Below are 22,763 nucleotides of genomic sequence, written 5' to 3'. Positions count from 1 at the left end.
GTCACGGCCGGGCGATTGACGTAGGTGTCGCCGGGAGCGCCTCGCCAACAAGGCACTCCCGAAAGGCAACACCTATGCACTCTCAGCAGGTCACCGCCGAGCCGCCGTCGAACGACAGGGCCGGGCGCGACTCCACGGTGGGCGACGTCCCCGGAGTTCTCCGGTCGCCGGCCTCCGGCGCCGATCGCGCGCCCCTCATGTTCGATGTGATCATTGCCGGGTGCGGGCCGACCGGTGCGATGCTGGCCGCCGAACTGCGGCTGCACGATGTGCGCGTACTCGTTCTGGAGAAGGAAACCGAGCCCGCGTCGTTCGTCCGCATAGTCGGTCTGCATATTCGCAGTCTCGAACTGATGGCGATGCGCGGGCTGCTGGATCGCATTCTCCGGCATGGAAGACAGCGTCCGGCCGCCGGTTTCTTCGCCGCCATCGACAAACCCGCGCCCAAGGGCCTGGATTCCGCGTACGCCTATCTGCTGGGCATCCCGCAGCCGGTCATCGAACACCTGCTCGGAGAACATGCGATCGAACTGGGCGCGCAGGTCCGGCGCGGTTGCGCGGTCGCCGGCTTCGAGCAGGACGACGAGGGTGTGACCGTCGAGCTGGCCGACGGGGAACAGCTGCGTTCGCGCTACCTCGTCGGCTGTGACGGCGCGCGCAGTACGGTGCGCAAACTGCTCGGCGTCGGCTTCCCCGGCGAGCCCTCACGGACCGACACGCTCATGGGCGAGATGAAAGTGGGCGTGCCGCAGGAGGAGATCGCCGCCAAGGTGACCGAAATCAGCCAGACCCATCAGCGATTCTGGCTCAGGCCCTTCGGCGAAGGGGTCTACAGCGTCCTAGTCCCTGCCGCGGGAGTCAGCGATCACGCGGAACCGCCCACCCTCGAGGATTTCAAACAACAGTTGCGCGCCATCGCCGGAACCGATTTCGGCGTGCACTCCCCGCGCTGGATGTCCCGCTTCGGGGATGCCACCCGGCTGGCCGAACGTTATCGGGTCGGGCGGGTGCTGCTGGCCGGCGATGCGGCGCACATCCATCCACCCACCGGCGGACAGGGCCTCAACCTGGGCGTTCAGGACGCATTCAACCTCGGCTGGAAACTGGCCGCGCAGATCCGCGGCTGGGCCCCGGAAACACTGCTGGACACCTACCATGCCGAACGTCATCCGGTCGCCGAGGACGTGCTGGACAACACCCGCGCCCAGATGGAACTGCACTCCACCGAACCGGGCCCGCGGGCCGTGCGCAGGCTGCTCACCGAACTGATGGACTTCGACGAGGTGAACCGCCATCTGATCGAGAAGATCACCGCGATCGGCATCCGCTACGACTTCGGCGCAGGCCCCGACCTGCTCGGCCGCCGCCTGCGCGACATCGACGTGAAACAGGGCCACCTCTACGGTCTGCTGCATCGCGGCCGCGGCCTGCTGCTGGACCGCACCGAACGCCTGACCGCCGGCGGCTGGTCAGACCGGGTCGATCACCTCGCGGATCCCACTGCGGCACTGGATGTTCCGTGCGTCCTGCTACGCCCCGACGGCCACGTCGCCTGGATCGGCGACGATCAGCAGGACCTGGACGGCCACCTCTCCCGCTGGTTCGGCGAGCCCGCCGGCTGATTTCGCCCGAGCAACCGGAAAGGCCCGCGAGGATGACAGCTCGCTCGTGACGGCGCGTTCCGGCGTGGCGGCGCCTTCGAGCACGTCGCCCACCGGCGCGGCGGAGCGCGATCGGAGGTGGCGCGCGGGGCCGTCGCGCGGTGGCGGGCGGCCCCATGGGGGTACGGCCGGAGGGCCGGTGTGGCGGGTGGGGTCACCGGGAGCGAGGGGGCCGGGGCGGGGTGTGATGGGGGTGGGTGATGTGCGTCTCACTGGTCACGCGAGTAGAACCGAATTCCGGGGAAACCGGGGAGCCCGCGGATATGATCGCCCGCAAAAAGGCCGAAATTTCGGGAGAAATCGTGGACAGTGCCCCCGAGGGGGTGGACCCTAACGTCCCCAACGTCGCGCGTATGTACGACTACTTCCTCGACGGTAAGGACAACTTCGCGGCCGACCGGGCAGCCGCCGAGCAGATCCTGCAGACGTTCCCCAACACCAAGGAGGGCGCCCGTGCGAACAGGGCGTTCCTGCGCCGCGCCGTGCGGCACCTGGTCGATTCGGGCGTGCGGCAGATCGTGGACCTCGGCGCCGGGCTGCCGACCCAGGGGAACACGCACGAGATCGCCCCTGAGGCGCGCGTCGTCTACGTGGACAACGACCCCGTGGTCTGCGTGCACGGCAGGGCGCTGCTGGCCAGGACCGAGGACGTGCTCTTCCTGCAGGCGGACGTGCGCGAGACCGACACGCTGCTGGACAAGCTGCGCGACATGATCGACTTCGATCGTCCGGTGGCGTTCCTGATGCTGGCGATCCTGCACTTCATCCCGGACGACGTCGCGTACGACATGGTGGGCAAGCTGCGTGCGGTGAGCGCGCCCGGCAGCCGGTTGGTGCTCAGCCACGCCATCGACACCACGCCGGACACCACCCCGCAGGCCATCGAGATCTACCGGCGGGCCACGGCCGCGCTGAGCCTGCGCACGCGCGAGGAGATCCTGCGGTTCTTCGAAGGTTACGAGCTGGAGGAGCCCGGGCTGACCTACCCGAACGGGTGGCGGCCCGACGACCCGGACGCGCCCGGGAACGGGATCACGTTCGGGTACGTCGGGGTCGCCGCCAAGCCCTGAGACCCCGGGGAAGGGTCAGTTCTGCTTCATCTCCTCGGCGAGCTCGGCCCTGATGCCGTCCATGTCGAGCGCCCGCACCTGCCTGATCAGGTCCTCAAGTGCGGGCGCCGGGATGGCGCCGGCCTGGGCGAAGACCACGATGCCATCGCGGATGGCCATGAGCGTCGGGATCGAGGTGATGTCGAAACCCTGCGCGAGCCCCTGTTCGGCGTCAGTGTCGATCTTGCCGAACGTGATGTCCTCGTGCTTGTCCGACGCCTGCTCGAAGATCGGACCGAACTTCTTGCACGGCGGGCACCACTCCGCCCAGAAGTCGAGCAGCACGATCCCCTTGTCGGCGATGTCGTTGAAGTTCTGCTCTGTTACTTCGATGGTCGCCACAAGTGGCTCCTCGTCCCTCGCTGAAAATTATCCATGGGTATGAACCTCTACCCCTTCGCCGGCATTCCAGTGTCCATGCCAGCCCGAACTCTGCCACACGGCAAGGACGGCCGGAGAAGGTCTGGGGCCGGTGGACGGTAGTGGAAGATCCGTCCCCTTGAGGTCGAGATCGCGGCCGATCTCACAACGAGAAGAGAGGGGGCGGTTTGTGAAACCGCCCCCTCTCTTCGGACTTACCCCTTGCCTCCCGGCAGGGTCAGGCCGATGACCAGGGGGTCGTGGTCGGAGGAGCGGAACGCGTCCGGCTGGTAGAGGCCGGGCGGGTTGTACTCCGTGTTGTAGTCGCGGATGCGCGGCTCGTCGGAGTTGATGTGCCAGATCGTCGCGCTCGTCACCCGCTTGAGCAGCTGCCGTCCGACCATGGCGTGGTCGAGCTCGCCGGCCAGGCCGTCGAACAGGTAACTGTAGCGCTGCCGCGCGGGCACGAACCGCTTGGTGACGCTGGTCAGGCCGCCCGTCTCAAGCGTGTCGATCGGGTCCTCCTCGCCGTAGGCGTTGAGGTCGCCGAGCACGATCGGGTTGGGCAGGTCCTGGTCGGCGATGATGCCCAGCAGGGCCTGCGCCTGCTTGACGCGGGTGGCGTTCCAGCAGCTCTGGCCGTCGCCCTGGTCGGCGTCGGGACCGCCGGCCGGGCAGGTGCCCTTGGACTTGAGGTGGTTGACCAGCATCGTGAACGGCCGGCCGCCGCCCTTGCGGCGGAAGGTCTGGATCAGCGGCGGGCGGCTGAACACCGGGTCCTGCGACGCCTTCGGCTCGCCGACCGGGGTCAGCTTGGCGGGCTTGTAGATCAGCGCGACCTGGATGGCGTCCGTGCCGGGGTACGGGTGCGTGAGCCCCGCGTACGTACCGGCGCCGACCTCGGCGTTCAGGGCGTCCACCAGCGTCTGCAGCGCGGTCTGGCCGTTGTTCTCGACCTCCATGAGCGCGACCGCGTCCGCGTTGAGGCCCTTGAGGGCGGCCACCAGCTTGGCGAGCTGGCGCTGCTGCTCCTCGGCGTTGGTGGCGCCGCGCGAGCCGAGCGTGGTGAACCAGTTGAGGGTGTTGAACGAGGCCACCTTGACGTTCCCGATCACGGGGAACGGCTTGGGCAGGCGCGGGTTGGCGTTCTTGTAGTCGATCGGCTCGGTCGGCTGCAGCCGGTACTTGGCGAAGCCGTACCCGAGCACGCCCGTGACGCCGAACGCGACGTCGCCAGTGCGCACGATGGGCGGCAGGGTGGCCGGGTTCTCCCGGGTGGAGCCGTCGTCGACGAGCAGCGAGCGGCGGGCGTCCAGCGCCGGGTCCACGCCCGGCCGGTCGGTCGGCTGGAACAGCCGCCCCTGCGAGGAGAGCGTGACCTCGCCGTAGCGGCCCAGGTTGTAGTGCTCGCTGACGGTCAGCGGCTGCGGGAACGTGAGCAGCATGTTCTCGACCGCCTCCAGGCCGCCGGCCGGGTCGGTGGGCAGCTTGTACGGCTGCGCCGCCACGCTCCCGGTGCCGCACACGTCCACGGCGGTGACCGGCGACAGCTCGGTCCAGCCGTTGAACTCGATCGCCCGGCCGGTGACCAGGACCCGGTCGCCGGCCTTGACGTCCTTGAACGACTCCCGGGCGAACGCGAACAGCCCCTCCGAGGTCGCGGGGTCGGAGTCCGGCCGCGGATCTTGCAGGAAGAAGCCGCTGAGCTGGTCGGTCCGCTGGAAGTCGCCGGTGACGACGCCCTCGACCCGTACGGTCTGGCCGGCCAGCGGGGTCGCCTCCCCGCTGCCCTGCACCTGGGCGACGCGGTGGGTGGCGGGGGTGTCGCAGGGGGACGCGGGCTCCGCCACGGCGGGCGAGGCGGAGAGAGCTACCACAACCAGGGCAACGATGGATGCTTGGGATAAAGCGCGCATGCCCGGCACTTTAGAGCCAGTTTAGAGCGCATATTTCCACATAAAAGTGGATAGAACATTAAAACATCGAACCTTGACGCCGTCTCGGGCGGGTATGACCCCTGTATGGACTGGGTCACCTGCGCGTATTCTGCTGCCTGCACCGGAATCGCCAGCCGGACGACCGGCTTCTGCCTCGCGCACCTCGCGCCCGATCAACTCCCCGAGGCTCTCGCCGAGATGTCTCCCGGCCGCCTGCTCGACCTGCGCGGCACCACCGTGAGCAGCGAGCTGCTGTCCCGGGTGCTCGATGCCACCGGCAACAGGCCCGGCAGGACCCGGCTCGACCGGGTCAGGTTCACCGGCGACGTACGGCTGTCCGGCGTGACGTTCTCGGGCGACGTGTCGCTCGACGGCGCCAGGTTCGACCGGCTGGCCTCGTTCTTCGGCGCCCGCTTCGAGGGCAACGTGTCGCTGGCCGGCGCCAGGTTCACGCGCGAGCTGTCCTTCCACGGCGTCACCGTGCGCGGGCACGTCTCGCTCGACCGGGCCGTGATGTCCCGCGACGCGCTGTTCAGCCAGGCCGTCTTCGGCCATGGGCTGTCGTGCGAGCGGGCCAGGTTCGACGGGTACGCCACCTTCGACGGGGCCAGGCTGGGCGACGGGGCCGCCTTCAGAGGGGCGCGCTTCGGCCGCACCCTGTCCTTCCGCAAGGTCAGCGGGCACGCCGGGTTCGAGGCCGCGCACTTCGCCGCCGACGCGTACCTCTCGGCCACCGGCAGGCTGTCGGCGGCCAGGGCCCGCGCCGACGGGCTCCTCGACGTTACCGTGTCCCGGTGCGGCGTGGACCTGCGCGGCGTCGAGGTGGCCGGCGCGACGACGCTGCGGCTGACCGACTCCCAGGCCGATCTGGAGGGCGCGGTGCTGCGCGGCCCCGCCACCGTGACCGGGCGGGGCAGGTCCATGCTGACGTCGCTGCGCCAGGTGGAGGCCGCCGACCTGGCGCTGTACGGGCTGGACCTGTCGGGGTGCAGGTTCGCCGGTCTGGCCCATCCGTCGGGGGTGCGGGTCAAGGACTGCACGTTCGCGCTCACGCCGCGCGGCCTGCGGGTGAGCCTGCGCTGGCCGATGCTGCGCTGGTTCTCCCGCCGGCGCGCGCTGGCCGACGAGCACACCATGCGCGGCTGGGCGGCGCCGGGCGACCCCGGCGCCACACCCGACCGGCTGGCCGACCTCTACGCCGGGCTGCAGCCCAGCGACCGCGCCACCTCGGCCGACTTCGCGTTCGCGGCCATGGAGATGCGGCGCCAGGCCGGTCACCGCTGGTGGCTGTCGGTCTCCTGGCTCGTGTGCGGGTACGGCATGCGCATGGGCCGGGCGGCCGGCTGGTTCGCGCTGCTGCTGGCGATCACCACGGCCACCGTGATGTGGACGTCCACCCCGTAAGCCGGGGCCCGCCTTCCGCCCTCAGCCGCCGAGCTCCTCCACGCCGAGCTCCTCCACGACGGCGGCGATGGCGCGGAAGTGCCGCGAACGCCAGCCGCCGCCCATGATCCGGCGGGAGAGCTGCTGCAGCTCGTCGTCCGGGTCGAAGCCCTCGTGGTCGAGGAACAGCCTGGTGCCCTTGCCCTCGGGCTCCAGCCGCCAGGTGACCGTCCAGTCGGCCCGCTTGCGGTCGCTCCAGCTGATCTTGAGCAGCTTCTCCGGCTCCAGCTCCAGCACCTCGCAGTAGACGATCCCGTCGAAGCCGACCTGCGGCTTGGGCTCCGTGGTGAAGGTGAACCGGTGCCCCACCTCCGGCCTGAAGTCGTTGGGCATGAGCCAGCGGGCGACCAGCTCGGGCTCGGTGAGCGCCCGCCACACCTTCCTCGGCGGGTGCGCGATGAACTGGTCGATCCTGATCGCGCGCAGGTCTTCGGCCGCCGGGTCACGGGGCATGGTCGTCGTCCTCCATCTCGTCGAGCAGGGCCGTGAGGCCGGCCAGCTTCTCCCGCCAGAACCGTTCGTACGGGGTGAGCCAGTCGCGGAGCTCCATGAGCGGCGCCGCCTCCAGCCGGTAGTGCCGCTCCCGCCCCTTGCGGGTCTCGGCCACCAGCCCGGCGTCCCTGAGCACCTTCAGGTGCTCCGACACGCTGGGCCGGCTCATGTCGAACCGCTCGGCCAGCCGGCCGGCGGGCTGGGCGCCCTCGTCGAGCAGCAGACGCAGCAGCTCCCGCCTGGCCGGGCTGGCCAGCGCGGCGAACACGTGGTCGGCCGTCATACCTGGCTGACCACGAACCCGTTGCCGAACGGATCCTGGAACAGCAGCTGACGCCCCCACGGCTCGTCGCTCGGCCCCTCGAAGGAGGTGCCGTGCTCGCGCAGCCGCGCGGCCAGGGCGTCGAGGTCGGGCGCGGCCACCACCAGGCCGCCGATCGGAGCCATGCCGGGGAACCAGGAGGCCAGCAGCAGCGCGGTCGCGGACCCCTTGGGGGCGACGGTGAGCCAGCGGCCCATCGGGAACGGGTTGTCCGTGCGCACCTCGAAGTCGAGGACGCCGGTGTAGAAGGCCAGCGCCCGCTCCTGGTCGGCGACGGGCACGGTGATGGTGAGGATCTGGGATATCGGCATGTCGGACACTATACGTAGGTTTTTTCCTACACATCAACCTCGCCCCTGGAATATCGGGGAATTCCCCGATGGGACCCCGAGATCGTTCTCCGTAGACTGATGTCCATGCGCATCGACGACTACGTGGCAGAGCTCGACCGCGCCCTGGCCGGCCCGCACGGGCCGAAGCACGATCTGGTCGTCGAGGCGCGCGACAGCCTGACCGACACCGCCGACGCCCTGGAGGCCGAGGGGCTCGACCGGGCGGAGGCGGAGCGGGTCGCGGTGGCGGAGTTCGGGCAGGTCGCGGAGATCGCCCCGGGCTACCAGTCCGAGCTGACCGCCGTGGCGGGGCGCCGGCTGGGCTTCCTGCTGTTCATCAGCGTGCCGATCACCGCGCTGATGTGGTCGGTGATCTGGCGCGTCTATCCCGGTGACGACAGCGCCTGGCGGCTCGCCCCCGCCTGGTACCGGCCCGTCTCGCGACTGCTCGACATCCTGCAGCTCTGCGTCGGGCTGTACGGCGGGCTCGCGCTGTTCGCGCTGAGCCGGGGCTCCCGGTGGATCCACCGGCCCCGGCTGGTGACCAGGTCGCTGGGCGTGCTCGTCTGGGGCATGCTGCCCGTCACCGTGGCGCTGGGCGTCCTGCTGACCCTGGGCTCGCACGGGGCGAGCCGGCTGGACGTCCTGCCTTCCGCCCTGGCCAACGCGGTGACGTCCGCCTGCTGGGGGCTGCAGCTCTACGGCGCGACGCGCTGCCTGCGCATCAGCCGGCCGCCCTTCGCGCGCCCCTGACCTCCCCCGCCCCGGCTTCGGCGGCGTCCGCGCGGAGCACGCTGCCGATCACGGTGGCGAACTCCTGCCACGCCGAACGCTCCCCTTCGAGCTGCTTCCTGCCCGAATCCGTCAGCCGGTAGGTGCGGCGCCTGCGCCCGCCCACCGTGGCCCACTCGCTGGACAGGTAGCCGATGCGCTCCAGCCGGCGCAGGGCCGGGTAGACGGTGCCCGTGGGCACGTTCAGCGCGCCGCCGCTGCGCTCCAGCAGCGCCTCGATGATGGCGTAGCCGTGCAACGGCTCCCGCTCCAGCACGGAGAGCAGGAGCGCGTCCATGTGCCCGCGCAGCGCGTCCGGATTCATGGTTCCGATCCTAGACACCGCTCGGGCGCCCCGGCATGCCCTGCACCCTCCGCCGAAGTACGGACACGTGCTCTCATGTAGGCAGTCTACATGTAGGCTGTCTATATGTAGGTAGACACAACAACGGAGTTCGCGATGGATGTACTCGAACTGGCACGGACGCAATTCGCCGTGACGGGAAGCCTCCACTTCCTGTTCGTCGTGCTCACGCTGGGCCTGGCGCCGCTGGTGGCGATCATGAACACGCGCTGGGCGATCTCGGGCAAGCCGCTGCACGAGGGCATGACCCGCTTCTGGGGGCAGATCTACGTCGTCAACTACGCGCTGGGCATCGTGACCGGGCTGGTGATGGAGTTCCAGTTCGGCCTGTCCTGGAGCGGCCTGTCCCACTACGCCGGCGACGTGTTCGGCGCGCCGCTGGCCATGGAGACCCTGGTGGCCTTCTTCCTGGAGTCCACGTTCCTGGGGCTGTGGATCTTCGGCTGGCGGCGGCTGCCCAAGGGGCTGCACCTGGCCTGCATCTGGCTCGTGACGCTGACCGCGTACGCGAGCGCCTTCTACATCATGGTCGCCAACTCGTTCCTGCAGAACCCGGTCGGCTCCGTCGCCCGCGGCGACCGCCTGGAGCTGGTCGACTTCGGCGCCCTGCTCACGAACAAGAGCCTGGTCTTCTCCTTCCCGCACGTCATCGGGGCCGGGCTGTTCACGGGGGCCATGGTGCTGGTGGGGGCGAGCGCGTACCAGCTGCGGCGCCGCACCGAGCATGTGGAGTTCTTCACCAGGTCGCTGCGGACCGGCGTGGTCGCGGCGGCGCTCGGGATCTTCCTGACGACCGGGTTCGGGTACGCGCAGTTCGCCGGGATCCAGGACGGGAAGTTCGACGGCAACGTGGGCGCGGCGCTCCCACTGGCGATCATGATCGAGTTCGGGCAGCTGCTCGCGCTGGTCGTGCTGTTCGTGATGCTGCCGATGATCGGCGTGCTGCCGCGATGGCGGTGGACGCATCCGCTGCTCATGGTGATGACGCCGCTGCCGTTCGCCCTGGCGATCATGGGCTGGCTGGCCCGGGAGGTCGGCCGCCAGCCGTGGATGATCTGGGAGAAGCTCTCCGTGGCCGACGCGATGTCCCCGGGGCTGACCTCGGGCATGGTCACGGCCTCGCTCGTCGGGTTCGCGGGCGTGCTGGGGCTGCTGGCGGTCGTCGACTACGTGCTCATCGCCAAGATCGTCCGGCGCGGACCGGGCGACCTGGCCCTGGGCGCCGCCCCCGCCGGCGAGTCCCGCTCCCCCGCCCTGAGCTACTGAGGAGTGCCGACATGGAAGTGATCTGGTTCGTTGTCTTCGCCGTACTGCTGATCGGATATTTCGCCCTTGAGGGGTTCGACCTGGGGGTGGGGCTGCTGCTGCCGCTGATGGGCAGGACGCGAGAGGGCCGCGACCGCATGGTGGGGGCGATGGCGCCGTACGTGCTGGCCAATGAGGTGTGGCTGGTGGCGGTCGCCGGGACGCTGTTCGGCGTCTATCCGCTGCTGGAGGGCAAGGCGCTGTTCAAGCTGTACCCGCTGGTGGTGGCCATGCTGCTGAGCTGGATCGTGCGGGACGCGGGGCTGTGGTTCCGGCGGAGGCTGGACGGGTTCAGGTGGCGGGGGTTCTGGGACGCGATGATCGCGTTCGGGTCTCTGGGGCTGTCGTTCGGGTGGGGCATGACGATCTACGCGGCGGCCACGGGGTTCGCGGCCCCGGCCGTGCACCCGGTGGGGATGATGCTGGGGGCGGTCGTGACGCTGCTGTTCGCCTTCCACGGGTGGACGTTCCTGGCGTGGCGGACGCCCGGGGTCTTCGGGGCCTCCCGGTCGGGGCGGGCCCTGATGGTGTCGGGGTTCGTGGCGGCGATCCCGGCGGTGGGCGTGCTCGTGGGCGCGATGCCGTACCTGCTGGCGCACAGCGCGCCCGCGGCCACGTTGAATGTGCTCAGTGTCATGGTGCTGCCGCTCGCACCGGTCGTCCTGGGCGCGCAAGTATGGGTGTGGCGCACTTTCCGCCCAGGGAAGGACGCCCTCCTGCTTCCGTCGTTCTTCTGAGGGCTCGTGCACAAGGATCTTCTACGGCTCATGCGGGCCGAGCGGTCGGTCCGCCGCCACCTCGCGGTGACCATGGTCGCCGCGGTGCTGGCGGGGCTGCTCGTGCTGGTGCAGGCCGAGTTGCTGGCCGGGGTGCTGTCCGGCAGGTTCACCGCCGTCGCCCTGGCGGGGCTGGCCGCGGTGGTGGGCGTGCGGGCGCTGCTGGCGTGGACGCAGGGCGTCTTCGCCGGGCGCACCGCGACCGGCGTGAAGTCGGCGCTGCGCCACCGGCTGCTGGCCCGGCTGCGCGACCTGGGCCCGGGGAAGCTCACCCAGCACCGCTCGGGCGAGCTGGTCACGCTCACGGGGCGCGGCCTGGACGGGCTCGACGCGTACCTGACCGGCTACCTGCCCTCGATCGCGGTGGCCGGGGTGGTGCCGCTCGCGGTGCTGGTACGGCTGTTCGCCGCCGACCTGGCCAGCGCGGTCATCGTCCTCGTCACGCTGCCGCTGATCCCCGTCTTCGGCGCCCTGGTGGGCATGACCACCAAGGCCGTCACCGAGCGCCAGTTCCTGGCCCTGTCGCGGCTCGGCGGCCACTTCCTCGACGTGGTGCGCGGGCTGCCCACGCTGCGGGCGTTCGGCCGGGCCCGCTACCAGGCGAGCGTCATCCAGCAGGTCACGGACGCGCACCGGAGCGCGACGATGCGGACGTTGCGGGTGGCGTTCCTGTCATCGCTGGTGCTGGAGCTGTGCGCGTCGCTGTCGCTGGCGCTGGTGGCGGTGCCGATCGGGCTGCGGCTGCTCGGGGGGTCGCTGGACCTGACGACCGCGCTGCTGGTGCTGCTGCTGGCGCCGGAGGCGTACCTGCCGCTGCGGGCGATGGGGACGCGCTTCCACGCCTCGATGGAGGGCGTGGCGGCGGCCGACGCGGCCTTCGCCGTGCTGGACGGCGCGGACGAGCCCGATCCCGCCCCCGATTCCGCCCCCGATTCCGCACGCGGGCCGGTTCGTGCGGCCGCGCGGGGGACGCCGCCGCCAGGGGCGCCGGAGATCCGCCTGGAGAACGTGACCGTCCGCTACCCCGGGCGCGACGTCGCGGCCCTGGAGGACGTCTCGCTCACGATCGACCCGGGCGAACGGGTGGCGCTGGTCGGCGAGAGCGGCGGGGGCAAGAGCACCCTGCTCCACCTCGTCCTCGGGTTCGTCCAGCCGTCGGAGGGCCGGGTGCTCGTCGACGGCGCCGACCTTCACGAGCTGGACCTGGGGAGCTGGCGGTCGCGGCTGGCGTTCGTGGCGCAGCGGCCCCATCTGTTCGCCACCTCCGTGGCCGACAATATTCGGCTCGGGGCTCCTGACGCCTCCCTGGGCGAGGTCCGCGAGGCCGCGGCCGCCGCGCACGCCGGCTTCGTGGACGCGTTGCCGCAGGGGTTCGACACGATGGTGGGCGAGCGCGGCGCCAACCTGTCCGCCGGCCAGCGGCAGCGGATCGCGCTGGCGCGGGCCTTCTGCCGGCCCGCGGCCTCGGTGCTGCTGCTCGACGAGCCCACCGCCCGGCTGGACGGACGCAGCGAGGCCGCCGTGGTGGCGGCCACCGCGGACCTGGCCCGGGGCCGCACGGCCGTCATCGTCGCGCACCGCCCGGCCATGATCGACCTCGCCGACCGCGTCATCCGCGTCCACGAGGGCCGCGTCGTCTCCGACACCGTCCGCCGCGACGGACGGACGAGTACGGACCGGACCGGCGCCGCCCCGCGGGCGAGCCGCCCCGGTGAGCCGGCGTCGTCCCCGGGCGGGGATCGGCAGCACGATCAGGTGGCGGCCCGGCGGGGCGAAGGGAGCGGGCGGTGAACCGACGGATGGGGACGCGGCTCCTGTGGGCCGTGCTGGCGGGCGCGGCGGCGGACCTGGCCGGGCTCGGGCTCATCGCCGCCGCCGCGTGGCTGATCACCAGGGCCGCGCAGCAGCCGGGCCTGGCCGCCCTGAGCGTCGCCATCGTGGCGACCAGGGCGTTCGCCACGAGCAAGGGCGTCTTCCGCTACGCCGAACGCCTCACCGGCCACGACGTCGCGCTGCGCGCCCAGGCGGGCACCCGCGAGCAGCTCTACCGGGCCCTCATCCCGCCCCAGCAGCCCAGGCACGGCGGAGCCGACCTGCTCAGCCGCATGGTCGACGACACCGAGGCCGTACAGGACCTGCTCGTGCGCTGCCTGCTCCCCGCTGCGGCGGCGGCGCTGGCGGGGCTGGCGGCCGTCGTCATCGGGCTGGCCGTCCTTCCGGTGACGGCGCTCGTGCTGGTGGCCGGGCTCCTGCTGGCCGGGGTGGCGCTGCCCGCCGGCACGGCCGCCGCCGCCCGCCGCTGGTCGGCCAGGATCGCCCCGGCCAGGGCGGCGCTGGCGGGCCGGGTGGCCGACCTCGTGCACGGCTCCGCCGACCTGGCCGCCTACGGCGCCGACGCGGAGGCGCTGGCCAAGGCGCTGGCCGCCGATGAGTCCCTGGCCGCCCTCGAACGCCGCCAGGCCCGCGTCCACGCCGCCGCCCTGGCCGGGGGCACCCTCGTGCAGGGCCTGACGGTGGCGGCCGTCGTCCTGCTGGCCCAGGGCGCGGGCGCCGGCTCGGTCGCGACGGCGGTGCTGGCTCTGACCGCCCTGGTGGCGTTCGAGCCGGTGCTGCCGCTGGCGGCGGCGGGTGAGCGCCTGGCGGGGATCACGGCGGCGCTGCGCCGCCTGCGCGAGGTCCGCACCGCCGCCCCGGCCGTCGCCGAGCCCGCCGAGTCCGCGCCCCGGCCCGAGGCCCCGCTGACCGTCGAGATCGACGACCTGGTGGTCCGCCACGGGGCCGCGCGGGCCGCACTGGACGGGGTGTCGCTGACGCTCACGCCCGGCAAGCGGGTGGCGATCGTGGGCCCCAGCGGGGCGGGGAAGAGCACGTTGCTGGCCGCCCTGATGCGGCTGGTCGAGCCGGAGTCGGGCGGCATCCGCGTCAACGGCGTGGACGTACGCGACCTCGCGGGCGACGACGTGCGGACGCTCATGACCGGTCTCACCCAGGACCCGTACATCTTCCGTGCCAGCCTGAAGGACAACCTGCGCCTCGCGGGCCCGGAAGCGGGCCAGGAGGAGCTCGACGCGGCCGTACGCGACGCCCGGCTCGACGGCTGGGTCGAGCGGACCGGGTGGGGCGCGGAGTTGGGCGAGGACGGCAGAACCGTGTCCGGCGGGCAGCTGCAGCGCCTGGCCCTGGCCAGGGCGCTGCTGTACGACCCGCCCGTGCTGCTGCTCGACGAGCCCGCCGAGGCGCTCGACGAGGAGACGGCCGACCGGCTGATGGGCGACCTGCTCGACGTCACCCGCGACCGCACCACGCTCCTCGTGACGCACCGGCTCAAGGGGCTGGAGAGCGTGGACGAGGTGGTCGTGCTCGAAGAGGGCCGGGTCGTCCAGCGGGGCCGGCATGACGAGCTCGTCTCCGTGCCCGGCTACTACCGCGACCTGTGGGAGTCCGAGGTCCTGACCAGGCGCTGAGCACCCTGACGGACGGGGGCATTGAGTTGGCGTGGCAATCTGGTTTAAGATACAAACCAGTTTGAGAGATCGAGGAGTTTGTCATGATGAGCGATGACGAACGGGTGACGAGCCCCGAGGAGATGCTGCGCCTCATCGAGGAGCAGCGGGTCGCCACCGTGAGCCGGCTGCGCGGCGACCCGCTCCTGCTCTACGTCCCCTGGGGCGTCGCCTGGCTGCTCGGCTTCACCGCGTTCTTCCTGCACTACGGCCTCGACGGCCACCCGTACGCGCCGATCTCCCAGATGCAGGCGCTGGCAGTGCTGATGGGCGCGCAGATGGTGGCCGGGGCGGTGGCCGCGTTCGGGATCGTGCGGATGAGCAGCGGCATCCGCGGCGACCACACGGCCAGGGGCGCGATGTACGGGTACACCTGGTTCGCCGGGATGATGCTCGTGGTCGTCATCGCCACCAGGGTGAGCGCCCTCCTGCCGCCCGAGGAGAGCGGCCTGGTCTGGGGAGGCGCGTCGCTCATGATCGTCGCGGTCCTGCACATGGCCGGGGGCGCGATCTGGCTCAACTGGCCGATGTTCTTCATCGGCGCCTGGGTCGCCGGCGTCGACGCCGTGGGGGTGCTGCTCGGCGCCGGCTGGCACGCGCTGCTGACGGCCGTGCTGCTGGGAGGCGGCTTCATCGTCGCGGGCCTGTGGCTGCGGCGGCGCTACCGGTGACGGGCGACAGCCCGCCGCCGGAGCTCGACCCGGTGATCCACGCGCAGGCCAGGCTGCGGGTGGTCGCCGCTCTCAACGTGCTCGGCGAGGGGAACGAGATGGCCTTCCCCTCGCTGAAGGACCTGCTCGGCATGACGGCGGGAAACCTGTCGGTGCACCTCACCAAGCTGGAGGACGCCGGATACGTCCAGATCGTCAAGACGCACAAGGGGCGCACCCCCGTCACGTTCGTGGCACTCACCAAGCGCGGACGGCTGGCCTTCGAGGACTACACCAAGGCGATCCGCGCCTTGCTCGACAATGCTGGAGGAATCTCATGACCATGCTCGCCAGGGCGATCGAGGTCACCCGTCGCTACGGCGACGTGCTCGCGCTCGACCGGGTCTCGCTCGACATCAGGGCGGGTGAGCTCGTCGGCCTGCTCGGCCCGAACGGCGCGGGCAAATCTACCCTGATGAACCTGTTCGTGGGGCTGCGCCGCCCCACCTCCGGCACGGTCGAGCTGCTCGGCGGCTCCCCGCAGGACCCGGTCGTACGCCGCGGCATCGGCGTGACCCCGCAGGAGACCGGGCTGCCCGAGTCGTTACGCGTCGGCGAGATCGTCGACTTTGTTTCAGCACATTTTCCGAAAAAAGCGGATAAAGGGGAGCTGCTGGCGCGCTTCGGCCTGGACGACCTGGTCAAGCGGCAGGTCGGCGGCCTGTCCGGCGGGCAGAAGCGGCGGCTGGCCGTGGCGCTGGCGTTCGCGGGCGACCCGAAGCTGGTCTTCCTGGACGAGCCCACGACCGGCCTGGACGTCGAGGCCAGGCGCGCGCTGTGGGAGGGCATCAGGTCCTTCCACGAGGGCGGCGGCACCGTCCTGCTGACCAGCCACTACCTGGAGGAGATCGAGGCCCTGGCCGAGCGGGTCGTGGTGGTGGGCCACGGCCGCGTGCTGGCCGACGACACCGTGCGGGCCGTACGCGACATGGTGGGCGTGCGGCGCGTCTCGCTCGTCGCCGACGACCTGCCCGAGCTGCCCGGCGTCATCGGCACCGAACGCGAGGACGGCCGGATCCACCTGGTGACCACCGACCCCGACCGGCTGGTCGTCGAGCTGGTGCGGAGCGGCACGCCGTTCTCCGGCCTCGAGATCAGGCCGACCACCCTGGAAGAGGCCTTCCTCGCCATCACCTCGAAGGAGTCCGCGCATGTCTAGCCTGGTCCTCGCCCACACCCGCTATCTGGTGCTGGAGCAGCTCCGGGTGCCCATCAGCCTCCTGGCCAGCGCGTTCTTCCCGGCCGTGTCGATGCTGGCGTTCGTGGTGCCGTTCGCGGGACAGGATCCGCAGGCGGCCACGATGGCGACGGCGTCGCTGATGTTCTTCGGGGCCATGTCGGGCGCGCTGATCGGGCTCAGCATCACCGTGGCCCAGGACCGCGAGCAACCCTGGAATCCGTACCTGCGCACGCTCCCCGCGGGCCCGTTCCCCCGCTTCGCGGGGCGGATCCTGACGACGGTGGGCGTCATGCTGGTCTCGGTGATCCCCGTGCTGCTGGTGGCGGCGTTCCTCACGAAGGCCACGATCACGCCGGTGAAACTGCTGCTCGGGCTGGCCGTGCTGGTCGCCGGCGGGATCCCGTTCATGCTGCTCGGCCTGCTCATCGGCTTCCTGCTGAGCTCGAAGGCCGCGATCGCGGTGTCGCAGGTCCTGTTCTTCCCGCTGGCGGTGCTGGGCGGGCTGCTGCTGCCGCCGCAGGTCCTGCCCGGCTTCATCGAGGCCGTCTCCCCGTACACGCCGGCCCGGGGGGCGGCGGAGCTGCTCTGGGCGGTGACCGCGGACCGCAGTCCGAACGTGGTCGCCATCGTCATGCTGGCCGTCTGGACGGTCGTCCTCGCCCTCGCCGCGGGCTGGGCCTACCGCCGCGACGAGGGCAGACGCTTCTCCTGAAAATGGGGGGTGTGCCGCCGAGTCCGCAGCGATCTCGACGGCACACCCGTCCGGGAGGGGGTCCTTGTTACTTCTTCTCTTCGAGGGTCACGGTGACGTCGGAAGTCTTGCCGTCCCTCATATATGTGATCTTGACCTGTTGGCCCGGTTTGAAACCTCTGACCTGCCCAACTACAGTATCGCCGCCGTCAACCACCTTGTCGCCGATCTTCGTGATCAGGTCGCCCTGCTGCAGTCCCGCCTTCGCCGCCGGGCTCCCCTCGGTGATCTGGCGGACGAGGGCGCCCGGCACGTCGCCGGTCGCGTCGGTGACGCTCACGCCGAGGAACGCGTGGCTGACCTTGCCGTTGCTGATGAGCTGCTCGGAGACCTGCTTGGCGGTGTTGACCGGGATGGCGAAGCCGACGCCGCCGCCCGCCGCGTCCGAGGCGATGGCGGTGTTGATGCCGATCAGCTCGCCGGCCGCGTTCACCAGCGCGCCGCCGGAGTTGCCGGGGTTGATAGAGGCGTCGGTCTGGATCGCGCCGCCGATCGTGGTGGTCCCGCTCCCCTGCTGATCCTGCTGGCCCCAGCCCCAGCCGGGCGGGATCTGCTGGCGCTGCTCGCCGCCGACGGTGAGCGTGCGGTCGAGTGCGCTGACGATGCCCGCGGTGACGGATCCGTCCAGGCCGAGCGGGCTTCCGATGGCCAGTACGGGGTCGCCGACCTTGACGATGTCGCTGTCGCCGAGCGTGGCCTTGGTCAGCCCCGAGACGCCATCCGCCCGGATGACGGCCAGGTCGGTGGTCGGGTCGGTGCCGACGACGCTGGCCTTGGCGGTCTTGCCGTCGTTGAACTTCACGGTCATCTGGCTGCCGCCCTGGCCGGCGCCCACGACCACGTGGTTGTTGGTGAGGATGAGCCCGTCATCCGACAGGACGACGCCGGAGCCCTCACCGGTCTGCCCCTGGATCATCACGACGGTCGGCTGCACCTTGGCGGCCACCTGCGCGACGGTGAGCTGGTTGGAGGCCGACTTGAAGACAGGGCTCGGCGTGGCGCTGCTGGCCAGCTGCGTCGGCTGGAACGCGTTGGCGACGACGGCCCCCACGACGCCGCCGCCGATGGCGGTGGCCGCCAGGGCGAGCCCGGCGACGGCCTTGCGACCTGCGTAGAAAGCGGGCTTCTTCGGTTGCGAGGGGGGCGGCGGCAGCTGCTCCATGATCTGCGTGTCCCGCCGGGGAAAGCCCCCGGCGGCCGGCGGGGTGCTGCCGAACTGGCTCCACCCGCCGGTCCCCTGCTCCTGAGGCTCGTTCGCGTTCATCTGTCATCTCCCTCGAGTACCGATGACTCAAGAGTGCCAACAGGCGCGTAAGAGCTGGTTAAGCCGCTGATCAGAGCTTCATGAGAAGGCTGAAGGAAGCCTTATCTGACAAGGTCGGAGCACGGATGGCGGCGCGGAGAAATTGCGGGGAATTTACCCGGAAGCCGGCCAGTACTCGTCCCTGAGCAGGCGCTTGTAGAGCTTGCCCGTCGGGTGGCGGGGCAACTGCTCGCGAAAGTCCACCGACTTCGGGCACTTGTAGTGTGCCAGACGTTCACGGCAGTACGCGATCAGCTCCTCCTCCAGCCCCGGACCGGCCTCGGCCATGGACAGCGGCTCGACCACGGCCTTGACCTGCTCGCCCATCTCCTCGTCCGGCACCCCGAACACCGCCACGTCCGCCACCTTCGGATGCACCGACAGGACGTTCTCGGCCTCCTGCGGGTAGATGTTCACGCCACCGGAGATGATCATGTACGAGCGGCGGTCGGTGAGGTAGAGGAAGCCGTCGGCGTCCAGGCGGCCGATGTCGCCGAGTGTGGTCCAGCCCCGGCCCCGGGGGTCCTCCGCGGAGCGGGTCTTGTCGGGGTCGCCGTGGTACTCGAACCGGCCGCCCTTCTCGAAGTAGATCGTGCCGTGCTCGCCGGGGGGCAGGTCGGCGCCGTCCTCGTCGCAGATGTGCACGATGCCGAGAAGGGAGCGGCCGACCGTGCCCTTGTGCCGGAGCCAGTCCTGGGAGTTGACGTAGAGGAAGCCGTTGCCCTCGGTGCCCGCGTAGTACTCGTGGATGATCGGGCCCCACCAGTCGATCATCTGCTCCTTGACGGGGACGGGGCAGGGGGCGGCGGCGTGGATCGCGTGCGTGAGCGAGGAAATATCGTATTTTGTCCGAGTTTTTTCGGGCAGTTTAAGCATCTTGATGAACATCGTCGGCACGAGTTGCGAGTGCGTCACCCCGTACCGCTCGACCAGCGCCAGGAACTGCTCGGGGTCGAAGCGCTCCATCACCACCACCGTGGCGCCGAGCCGCTGGAACGTCAGGCTGTAGCGCAGCGGGGCGGCGTGGTAGAGCGGCGCCGGCGAGAGATAGACGCTGTCCGCCGACGGCGCGAACAGCGCCTGGACGAGCTGCAGCAGGGTGCCGGGCTCGGTGAGCGGGCCGTGCGCCGACGAGATCTTGACGCCCTTCGGCCGTCCCGTGGTGCCCGACGAGTAGAGCATGTCCACGCCCATGCACTCGTCGTCGATCGGGGTGGCCGGCTGCTTGGCGACCGCCTCCTCGTACGACTCGAAGCCCTCGGCGGCGCCGTCCAGCATGAGCCGCACCTCGACCCCGGGGGTCGCGGCGGTGATCGAGGTGGCGACGGCGGCCAGGTCGGCGCTGGAGACGAACACCCGGGCGCCGCAGTTGTTCACGATGTAGGCCAGCTCGTCGGTCTGGAGGCGGGAGCTGATCGGCGTGTAGTACAGCCCCGAGCGCTGCGCGGCCCAGGCGACGGCCAGGAAGAGGGAGTGGTTGGCGAGCATGAAGGCGATGTGGTCGCCGGGACGCAACCCGGCCGCGCGGAACAGATGGGCCAGCCGGTTCGACTCCTCGTCCAGCTCGCGGTAGGTGATGATCCGTCCGGAGCCCGCCATGATCACAGCGGGCTTGTCTGGGGTGACTGCTGCGATGGCTCCCGGATACATGACCGAACACTATTCGGCGCACTGCGGTCGCGCCAGCACCCCCACCGCTCCCGGGCGGGGGCGAGGAGAGCAGCCACCTGGCCGGCTTGCGCGGGCGGCGGGATTGGGGCCCCGCCGCCCTCCACGGTCACTCGGCCGGGATGACCGAGCCCTCGTACTTCTGCTTGATGAAGTCCTTGACCTTCTGGTCCTGCAGCAGCTTGCCGAGGGTGACGATGTTGGCGTCCTTCTCGTGGCCGGCCTTGACGACGAGGCCGTTCACGTACGGGTTGCCCTCGGTCTTCTCCAGCACCAGCGCCTGCGAAGCGGGCTTGAGCCCGGCCTCGATGGCGTAGTTGCCGTTGATGACGGCGGCGTCCACGTCCTCGAGCGAGCGCGGGAGTTGAGCGGCCTCAAGCGGCTTGAACTGCAGCTTCTTCGGGTTGTCCACCACGTCGCGCTCGGTGGCGGCGGTGCCGACGCCGTCCTTGAGCTTGATCAGGCCGTTGTCGGCGAGCAGCTTGAGTGCGCGGCCCAGGTTGGTGGGGTCGTTCGGCACGGCCACGGTCGCGCCGCCGGCCAGCGCGGACACGGACGTGATCTTCTTGGAGTAGAGGCCGAGGGGCTCCAGGTGGACCGGCGTGACGAACGTCAGCTTGGTGCCCTTGGAGGCGTTGAAGTCGTCCAGGTACGGCTTGTGCTGGAAGAAGTTCGCGCTCAACTGGCCCTCGTCGAGCTGCACGTTCGGCTGCACGTAGTCGGTGAACTCCACGACCTCGAGCTTGAGCCCGGCGGCCGGGGCCAGGTTCTGCTTGACGAAGTTGAGGATCTCCGCGTGCGGCACGGGGCTCGCGCCCACCTTCAGCACGGTGTCGGCCGACTCGGCGGTCTTCGTCGCGGACTGCGACGTTCCGCATGCGGCGAGCGACAAGGCCAGGGCGACAGCACCCGCTATATAACGAAATTTCATGATTTTTCCTTATTTGTGAGATAGGCGCCGGGCGACCCAGTCGCCCAGGCTCTGCAGAAGTTGCACGATCACGAGGAGCAGGACGACGGTCACGATCATCAACAGCGTCTCGAACCGCTGGTAGCCGTACCGGACCGCGAGGTCGCCCAGCCCGCCGCCGCCGAGCGTGCCGGCCATGGCGGAGTAGCCGATGAGCGCGACGACGGTCACGGTCAGGCCCGCGACCAGCCCGGGCAGCGCCTCGGGCAGCAGGACCTTGCGCACGACGGTGGTCCGGCTCGCGCCCATGGCCTGCGCGGCCTGCACCACGTCCGGGCCGACCTCCCTGAGCGCCGTCTCGACGAGCCGGGCGAAGAACGGCACCGCGCCGACGGTCAGCGGCACCACGAACGCGGCCGTCCCGATGGTCGTGCCGACGACGAGCCGGGTGAACGGGATGATCGCGATCATCAGCACGATGAACGGCAGCGACCGCCCGACGTTGACCACGAACCCGAGCGCCGACTTGAGCGCCGGCGCCGGCCGCAGCCCGTTCCGGTCGAACACCACCAGCGCCACCCCGAGCGGCAACCCGAGCAGCGCCGTGAACAGCGTCGACCAGCCGACCATCTGCGCCGTCTCCAGCGTCGCCGGCCCGAGCAGCGGCAGGATCTCATCCCACGTCATGCGTTCTCCACCTCCACGATCAGGCCCGCGTCACGCAGGTACGCCAGCGCCGCGGCGGACTCGGCGCCGTCGAGCGCGACGCGCAGGCGGCCCACCGAGCCGCCGGCGAGGTCCTCGATCGAGCCGCCCAGGATGCTCAGGTCCACCGAGAACTTCCTGACCACCTCCGACACCACCGGCTGCCGCGGGTCGCCGGTGAAGGTCAGCGTCACCGAGCCGGCCGGGGCGGGCTCGGGCAGCGGGAAGATCTCCCTGGTCAAGCGGGATCCGGGGGTACGGATGAGGTCGGCGATGGCGCCGGACTCCTCGATGCGCCCGTTCGCCATGATGGCGACCGAGTCGCAGACGCTCTTGACGACGTTCATCTCGTGGGTGATGAGCAGGATCGTCAGGCCCAGTTCAGCGTTGAGCCGCTTGAGCAGCGCGAGGATCGACTGGGTGGTGGCCGGGTCGAGCGCGGAGGTGGCCTCGTCCGACAGCAGCACGGACGGGTTGCCCGCCAGCGCCCTGGCGATGCCGACCCGCTGCTTCTGGCCGCCGGAGAGCTGGTTCGGACGGTCCTTGCCACGGCCCGCGAGCCCGACGAGCTCCAGCAGTTCGGCCACGCGGCGGTCGCGCTCGGCCCTGGGCACGCCCATGATCTCCAGGGGGAAGGCCACGTTGCCCGCGACCGTGCGCGAGCTCAGCAGCGCGAAGTGTTGGTGGATCATGCCGATGCGCTGGCGGGCGCGGTTCAGCTCGGCGCTGCGCAGCGCGGTCAGGTCCTGCCCGGCGACGGTGACGGTGCCCGCTGTGGGGCGTTCGAGCAGGTTGACGCAGCGCAGGAGCGTGCTCTTGCCGGCGCCGCTCTGGCCGAGCACGCCGTAGATCTCGCCTTCGCGCACGTGCAGGTCGACGCCGTCCAGCGCGACGGTGTCCCCGTACTGCTTGCGCAGGCCTGAAGCCTGGATCACGGAATATCCCCACGACTGAGAGCGGCCCGTCGGCGGGCCGCGGAAACGTACATCACATGAAGGAAGAAAGGGCGCTGGTGTCAGCGGGCGCCGGGGTGAAAGGGCAGGTGGCTCAGCCTGCGCAGCACAAAGCAAGGTGCGATCATGATGACCTTCGCGGAGGAACGGGCGGATCTCTGCTTCAGCTCGGCATTCGCCCCATACGACAACACGAGCCGTCCCGGTG

General features: G+C 70.6%; 23 protein-coding genes. 12 read left to right on the top strand and 11 right to left on the bottom strand.

Annotated elements, in window-relative coordinates; genetic code table 11:
- Positions 1–197 precede the first annotated feature (197 nt).
- Together rox and ACIBQ1_RS02810 are read left to right on the top strand one after the other, a co-directional pair.
- Positions 198–1,622, top strand: coding sequence for a rifampin monooxygenase (rox, locus tag ACIBQ1_RS02815; protein WP_397274212.1), 1,425 nt, complete (start codon positions 198–200; stop codon positions 1,620–1,622).
- A gap of 302 nt (positions 1,623–1,924) precedes the next feature.
- Positions 1,925–2,731: an SAM-dependent methyltransferase gene (locus ACIBQ1_RS02810; RefSeq protein WP_397274211.1), complete on the top strand. Its 807-nt coding sequence runs from the start codon at positions 1,925–1,927 to the stop codon at positions 2,729–2,731.
- A 15-nt stretch (positions 2,732–2,746) separates the two neighbouring features.
- Here ACIBQ1_RS02810 and ACIBQ1_RS02805 read toward each other — a convergent pair whose 3' ends face one another.
- Positions 2,747–3,112: a thioredoxin family protein gene (locus ACIBQ1_RS02805; protein ID WP_397274210.1), complete on the bottom strand. Its 366-nt coding sequence runs from the start codon at positions 3,110–3,112 to the stop codon at positions 2,747–2,749.
- 233 nt (positions 3,113–3,345) lie between these two features.
- On the bottom strand, positions 3,346–5,007 hold the full coding sequence (locus tag ACIBQ1_RS02800) for an ExeM/NucH family extracellular endonuclease (protein ID WP_397274209.1): 1,662 nt from the start codon (positions 5,005–5,007) through the stop codon (positions 3,346–3,348).
- Positions 5,008–5,151: 144 nt separating this feature from the next.
- Here ACIBQ1_RS02800 and ACIBQ1_RS02795 point away from each other — a divergent pair, with 144 nt between their 5' ends.
- Positions 5,152–6,471: a pentapeptide repeat-containing protein gene (locus ACIBQ1_RS02795; protein ID WP_397274208.1), complete on the top strand. Its 1,320-nt coding sequence runs from the start codon at positions 5,152–5,154 to the stop codon at positions 6,469–6,471.
- 21 nt (positions 6,472–6,492) lie between these two features.
- On the opposite strand, the gene ACIBQ1_RS02790 is transcribed toward ACIBQ1_RS02795, so the two are convergent.
- The 3 genes from ACIBQ1_RS02790 to ACIBQ1_RS02780 are packed head-to-tail and all read right to left on the bottom strand — an operon-like array spanning position 6,493 to position 7,635.
- Positions 6,493–6,963, bottom strand: a complete 471-nt coding sequence (locus ACIBQ1_RS02790) for an SRPBCC domain-containing protein (protein ID WP_397274207.1) — start codon at positions 6,961–6,963, stop codon at positions 6,493–6,495.
- On the bottom strand, positions 6,953–7,285 hold the full coding sequence (locus ACIBQ1_RS02785; protein WP_397274206.1) for an ArsR/SmtB family transcription factor: 333 nt from the start codon (positions 7,283–7,285) through the stop codon (positions 6,953–6,955). Before ACIBQ1_RS02785 ends, ACIBQ1_RS02790 begins: the two co-directional genes overlap by 11 nt.
- Positions 7,282–7,635 (bottom strand): VOC family protein, encoded by a 354-nt coding sequence (locus ACIBQ1_RS02780; RefSeq protein WP_397274205.1) that lies wholly within the window; start codon positions 7,633–7,635, stop codon positions 7,282–7,284. Before ACIBQ1_RS02780 ends, ACIBQ1_RS02785 begins: the two co-directional genes overlap by 4 nt.
- Positions 7,636–7,740: 105 nt before the next feature.
- Here ACIBQ1_RS02780 and ACIBQ1_RS02775 point away from each other — a divergent pair, with 105 nt between their 5' ends.
- Complete coding sequence (locus tag ACIBQ1_RS02775) at positions 7,741–8,409, top strand: permease prefix domain 1-containing protein (RefSeq protein ID WP_397274204.1); 669 nt, start codon at positions 7,741–7,743, stop codon at positions 8,407–8,409.
- Here the strand turns inward: ACIBQ1_RS02775 and ACIBQ1_RS02770 are convergent.
- A complete protein-coding gene (locus ACIBQ1_RS02770; RefSeq protein ID WP_397274203.1) occupies positions 8,381–8,752 on the bottom strand; it encodes a PadR family transcriptional regulator in 372 nt (123 codons plus the stop codon). The genes ACIBQ1_RS02775 and ACIBQ1_RS02770 overlap by 29 nt on opposite strands.
- A 135-nt stretch (positions 8,753–8,887) precedes the next feature.
- Between ACIBQ1_RS02770 and ACIBQ1_RS02765 the strand changes: the two genes are divergently transcribed.
- The 8 genes from ACIBQ1_RS02765 (at position 8,888) to ACIBQ1_RS02730 (ending at position 16,977) form a co-directional block, all read left to right on the top strand.
- On the top strand, positions 8,888–10,057 hold the full coding sequence (locus tag ACIBQ1_RS02765; protein WP_397274202.1) for a cytochrome ubiquinol oxidase subunit I: 1,170 nt from the start codon (positions 8,888–8,890) through the stop codon (positions 10,055–10,057).
- Positions 10,058–10,068: 11 nt separating this feature from the next.
- Positions 10,069–10,833: a cytochrome d ubiquinol oxidase subunit II gene (locus tag ACIBQ1_RS02760; protein WP_397274201.1), complete on the top strand. Its 765-nt coding sequence runs from the start codon at positions 10,069–10,071 to the stop codon at positions 10,831–10,833.
- Between the two features lie 6 nt (positions 10,834–10,839).
- Positions 10,840–12,663 carry a thiol reductant ABC exporter subunit CydD gene (gene cydD, locus ACIBQ1_RS02755; protein WP_397274200.1) on the top strand — a complete coding sequence of 608 codons (1,824 nt, stop codon included), beginning with the start codon at positions 10,840–10,842 and terminating at the stop codon, positions 12,661–12,663.
- A complete protein-coding gene (cydC, locus tag ACIBQ1_RS02750) occupies positions 12,660–14,336 on the top strand; it encodes a thiol reductant ABC exporter subunit CydC (protein ID WP_397274199.1) in 1,677 nt (558 codons plus the stop codon). Before cydD ends, cydC begins: the two co-directional genes overlap by 4 nt.
- 83 nt (positions 14,337–14,419) lie before the next feature.
- Positions 14,420–15,046, top strand: coding sequence for a hypothetical protein (locus tag ACIBQ1_RS02745; RefSeq protein WP_397274198.1), 627 nt, complete (start codon positions 14,420–14,422; stop codon positions 15,044–15,046).
- Entirely contained in the window at positions 15,043–15,366 is a 324-nt protein-coding gene (locus ACIBQ1_RS02740) for a winged helix-turn-helix domain-containing protein (protein ID WP_397274197.1), read from the top strand. Before ACIBQ1_RS02745 ends, ACIBQ1_RS02740 begins: the two co-directional genes overlap by 4 nt.
- Complete coding sequence (locus tag ACIBQ1_RS02735; protein WP_397274196.1) at positions 15,363–16,244, top strand: ABC transporter ATP-binding protein; 882 nt, start codon at positions 15,363–15,365, stop codon at positions 16,242–16,244. Before ACIBQ1_RS02740 ends, ACIBQ1_RS02735 begins: the two co-directional genes overlap by 4 nt.
- Entirely contained in the window at positions 16,237–16,977 is a 741-nt protein-coding gene (locus ACIBQ1_RS02730; RefSeq protein WP_397274195.1) for an ABC transporter permease, read from the top strand. Before ACIBQ1_RS02735 ends, ACIBQ1_RS02730 begins: the two co-directional genes overlap by 8 nt.
- Before the next feature lie 67 nt (positions 16,978–17,044).
- Here the strand turns inward: ACIBQ1_RS02730 and ACIBQ1_RS02725 are convergent, their stop codons facing one another.
- The 5 genes from ACIBQ1_RS02725 to ACIBQ1_RS02705 form a co-directional block, all read right to left on the bottom strand.
- The gene (locus tag ACIBQ1_RS02725) at positions 17,045–18,280 is read right to left on the bottom strand and encodes a S1C family serine protease (RefSeq protein ID WP_397274194.1); all 1,236 of its coding nucleotides are present in this window, start codon (positions 18,278–18,280) and stop codon (positions 17,045–17,047) included.
- A 153-nt stretch (positions 18,281–18,433) separates the two neighbouring features.
- Positions 18,434–19,969, bottom strand: coding sequence for an AMP-binding protein (locus tag ACIBQ1_RS02720; RefSeq protein ID WP_397274193.1), 1,536 nt, complete (start codon positions 19,967–19,969; stop codon positions 18,434–18,436).
- A gap of 127 nt (positions 19,970–20,096) precedes the next feature.
- Positions 20,097–20,918 (bottom strand): MetQ/NlpA family ABC transporter substrate-binding protein, encoded by an 822-nt coding sequence (locus ACIBQ1_RS02715; RefSeq protein WP_397274192.1) that lies wholly within the window; start codon positions 20,916–20,918, stop codon positions 20,097–20,099.
- A gap of 9 nt (positions 20,919–20,927) precedes the next feature.
- A complete protein-coding gene (locus ACIBQ1_RS02710; protein ID WP_397274191.1) occupies positions 20,928–21,584 on the bottom strand; it encodes a methionine ABC transporter permease in 657 nt (218 codons plus the stop codon).
- On the bottom strand, positions 21,581–22,537 hold the full coding sequence (locus tag ACIBQ1_RS02705; protein ID WP_397274190.1) for a methionine ABC transporter ATP-binding protein: 957 nt from the start codon (positions 22,535–22,537) through the stop codon (positions 21,581–21,583). The genes ACIBQ1_RS02710 and ACIBQ1_RS02705 overlap by 4 nt, the downstream gene beginning before the upstream one ends.
- Between the last annotated feature and the right edge of the window lie 226 nt (positions 22,538–22,763).

This window comes from Nonomuraea sp. NPDC050153 (assembly GCF_044460125.1).
Lineage (GTDB): Bacteria > Actinomycetota > Actinomycetes > Streptosporangiales > Streptosporangiaceae > Nonomuraea.
Note: the sequence above shows the minus strand (reverse complement) of the source record. Positions and strands in the feature narration are given on the sequence as shown.

Bases quoted from the DNA above. Each gene is read 5' to 3' on its own strand.
- ACIBQ1_RS02785 (WP_397274206.1), bottom strand. From the start codon at position 7,285: ATGACGGCCGACCACGTGTTCGCCGCGCTGGCCAGCCCGGCCAGGCGG.
- ACIBQ1_RS02760 (WP_397274201.1), top strand. From the start codon at position 10,069: ATGGAAGTGATCTGGTTCGTTGTCTTCGCCGTACTGCTGATCGGATAT.
- rox (WP_397274212.1), top strand. From the start codon at position 198: ATGTTCGATGTGATCATTGCCGGGTGCGGGCCGACCGGTGCGATGCTG.
- ACIBQ1_RS02795 (WP_397274208.1), top strand. From the start codon at position 5,152: ATGGACTGGGTCACCTGCGCGTATTCTGCTGCCTGCACCGGAATCGCC.
- ACIBQ1_RS02715 (WP_397274192.1), bottom strand. From the start codon at position 20,918: ATGAAATTTCGTTATATAGCGGGTGCTGTCGCCCTGGCCTTGTCGCTC.
- ACIBQ1_RS02710 (WP_397274191.1), bottom strand. From the start codon at position 21,584: ATGACGTGGGATGAGATCCTGCCGCTGCTCGGGCCGGCGACGCTGGAG.
- ACIBQ1_RS02770 (WP_397274203.1), bottom strand. From the start codon at position 8,752: ATGAATCCGGACGCGCTGCGCGGGCACATGGACGCGCTCCTGCTCTCC.
- ACIBQ1_RS02730 (WP_397274195.1), top strand. From the start codon at position 16,237: ATGTCTAGCCTGGTCCTCGCCCACACCCGCTATCTGGTGCTGGAGCAG.
- ACIBQ1_RS02775 (WP_397274204.1), top strand. From the start codon at position 7,741: ATGCGCATCGACGACTACGTGGCAGAGCTCGACCGCGCCCTGGCCGGC.
- ACIBQ1_RS02780 (WP_397274205.1), bottom strand. From the start codon at position 7,635: ATGCCGATATCCCAGATCCTCACCATCACCGTGCCCGTCGCCGACCAG.
- ACIBQ1_RS02745 (WP_397274198.1), top strand. From the start codon at position 14,420: ATGATGAGCGATGACGAACGGGTGACGAGCCCCGAGGAGATGCTGCGC.
- ACIBQ1_RS02720 (WP_397274193.1), bottom strand. From the start codon at position 19,969: ATGTATCCGGGAGCCATCGCAGCAGTCACCCCAGACAAGCCCGCTGTG.
- ACIBQ1_RS02765 (WP_397274202.1), top strand. From the start codon at position 8,888: ATGGATGTACTCGAACTGGCACGGACGCAATTCGCCGTGACGGGAAGC.
- ACIBQ1_RS02735 (WP_397274196.1), top strand. From the start codon at position 15,363: ATGACCATGCTCGCCAGGGCGATCGAGGTCACCCGTCGCTACGGCGAC.
- ACIBQ1_RS02790 (WP_397274207.1), bottom strand. From the start codon at position 6,963: ATGCCCCGTGACCCGGCGGCCGAAGACCTGCGCGCGATCAGGATCGAC.
- ACIBQ1_RS02810 (WP_397274211.1), top strand. From the start codon at position 1,925: ATGATCGCCCGCAAAAAGGCCGAAATTTCGGGAGAAATCGTGGACAGT.
- ACIBQ1_RS02725 (WP_397274194.1), bottom strand. From the start codon at position 18,280: ATGAACGCGAACGAGCCTCAGGAGCAGGGGACCGGCGGGTGGAGCCAG.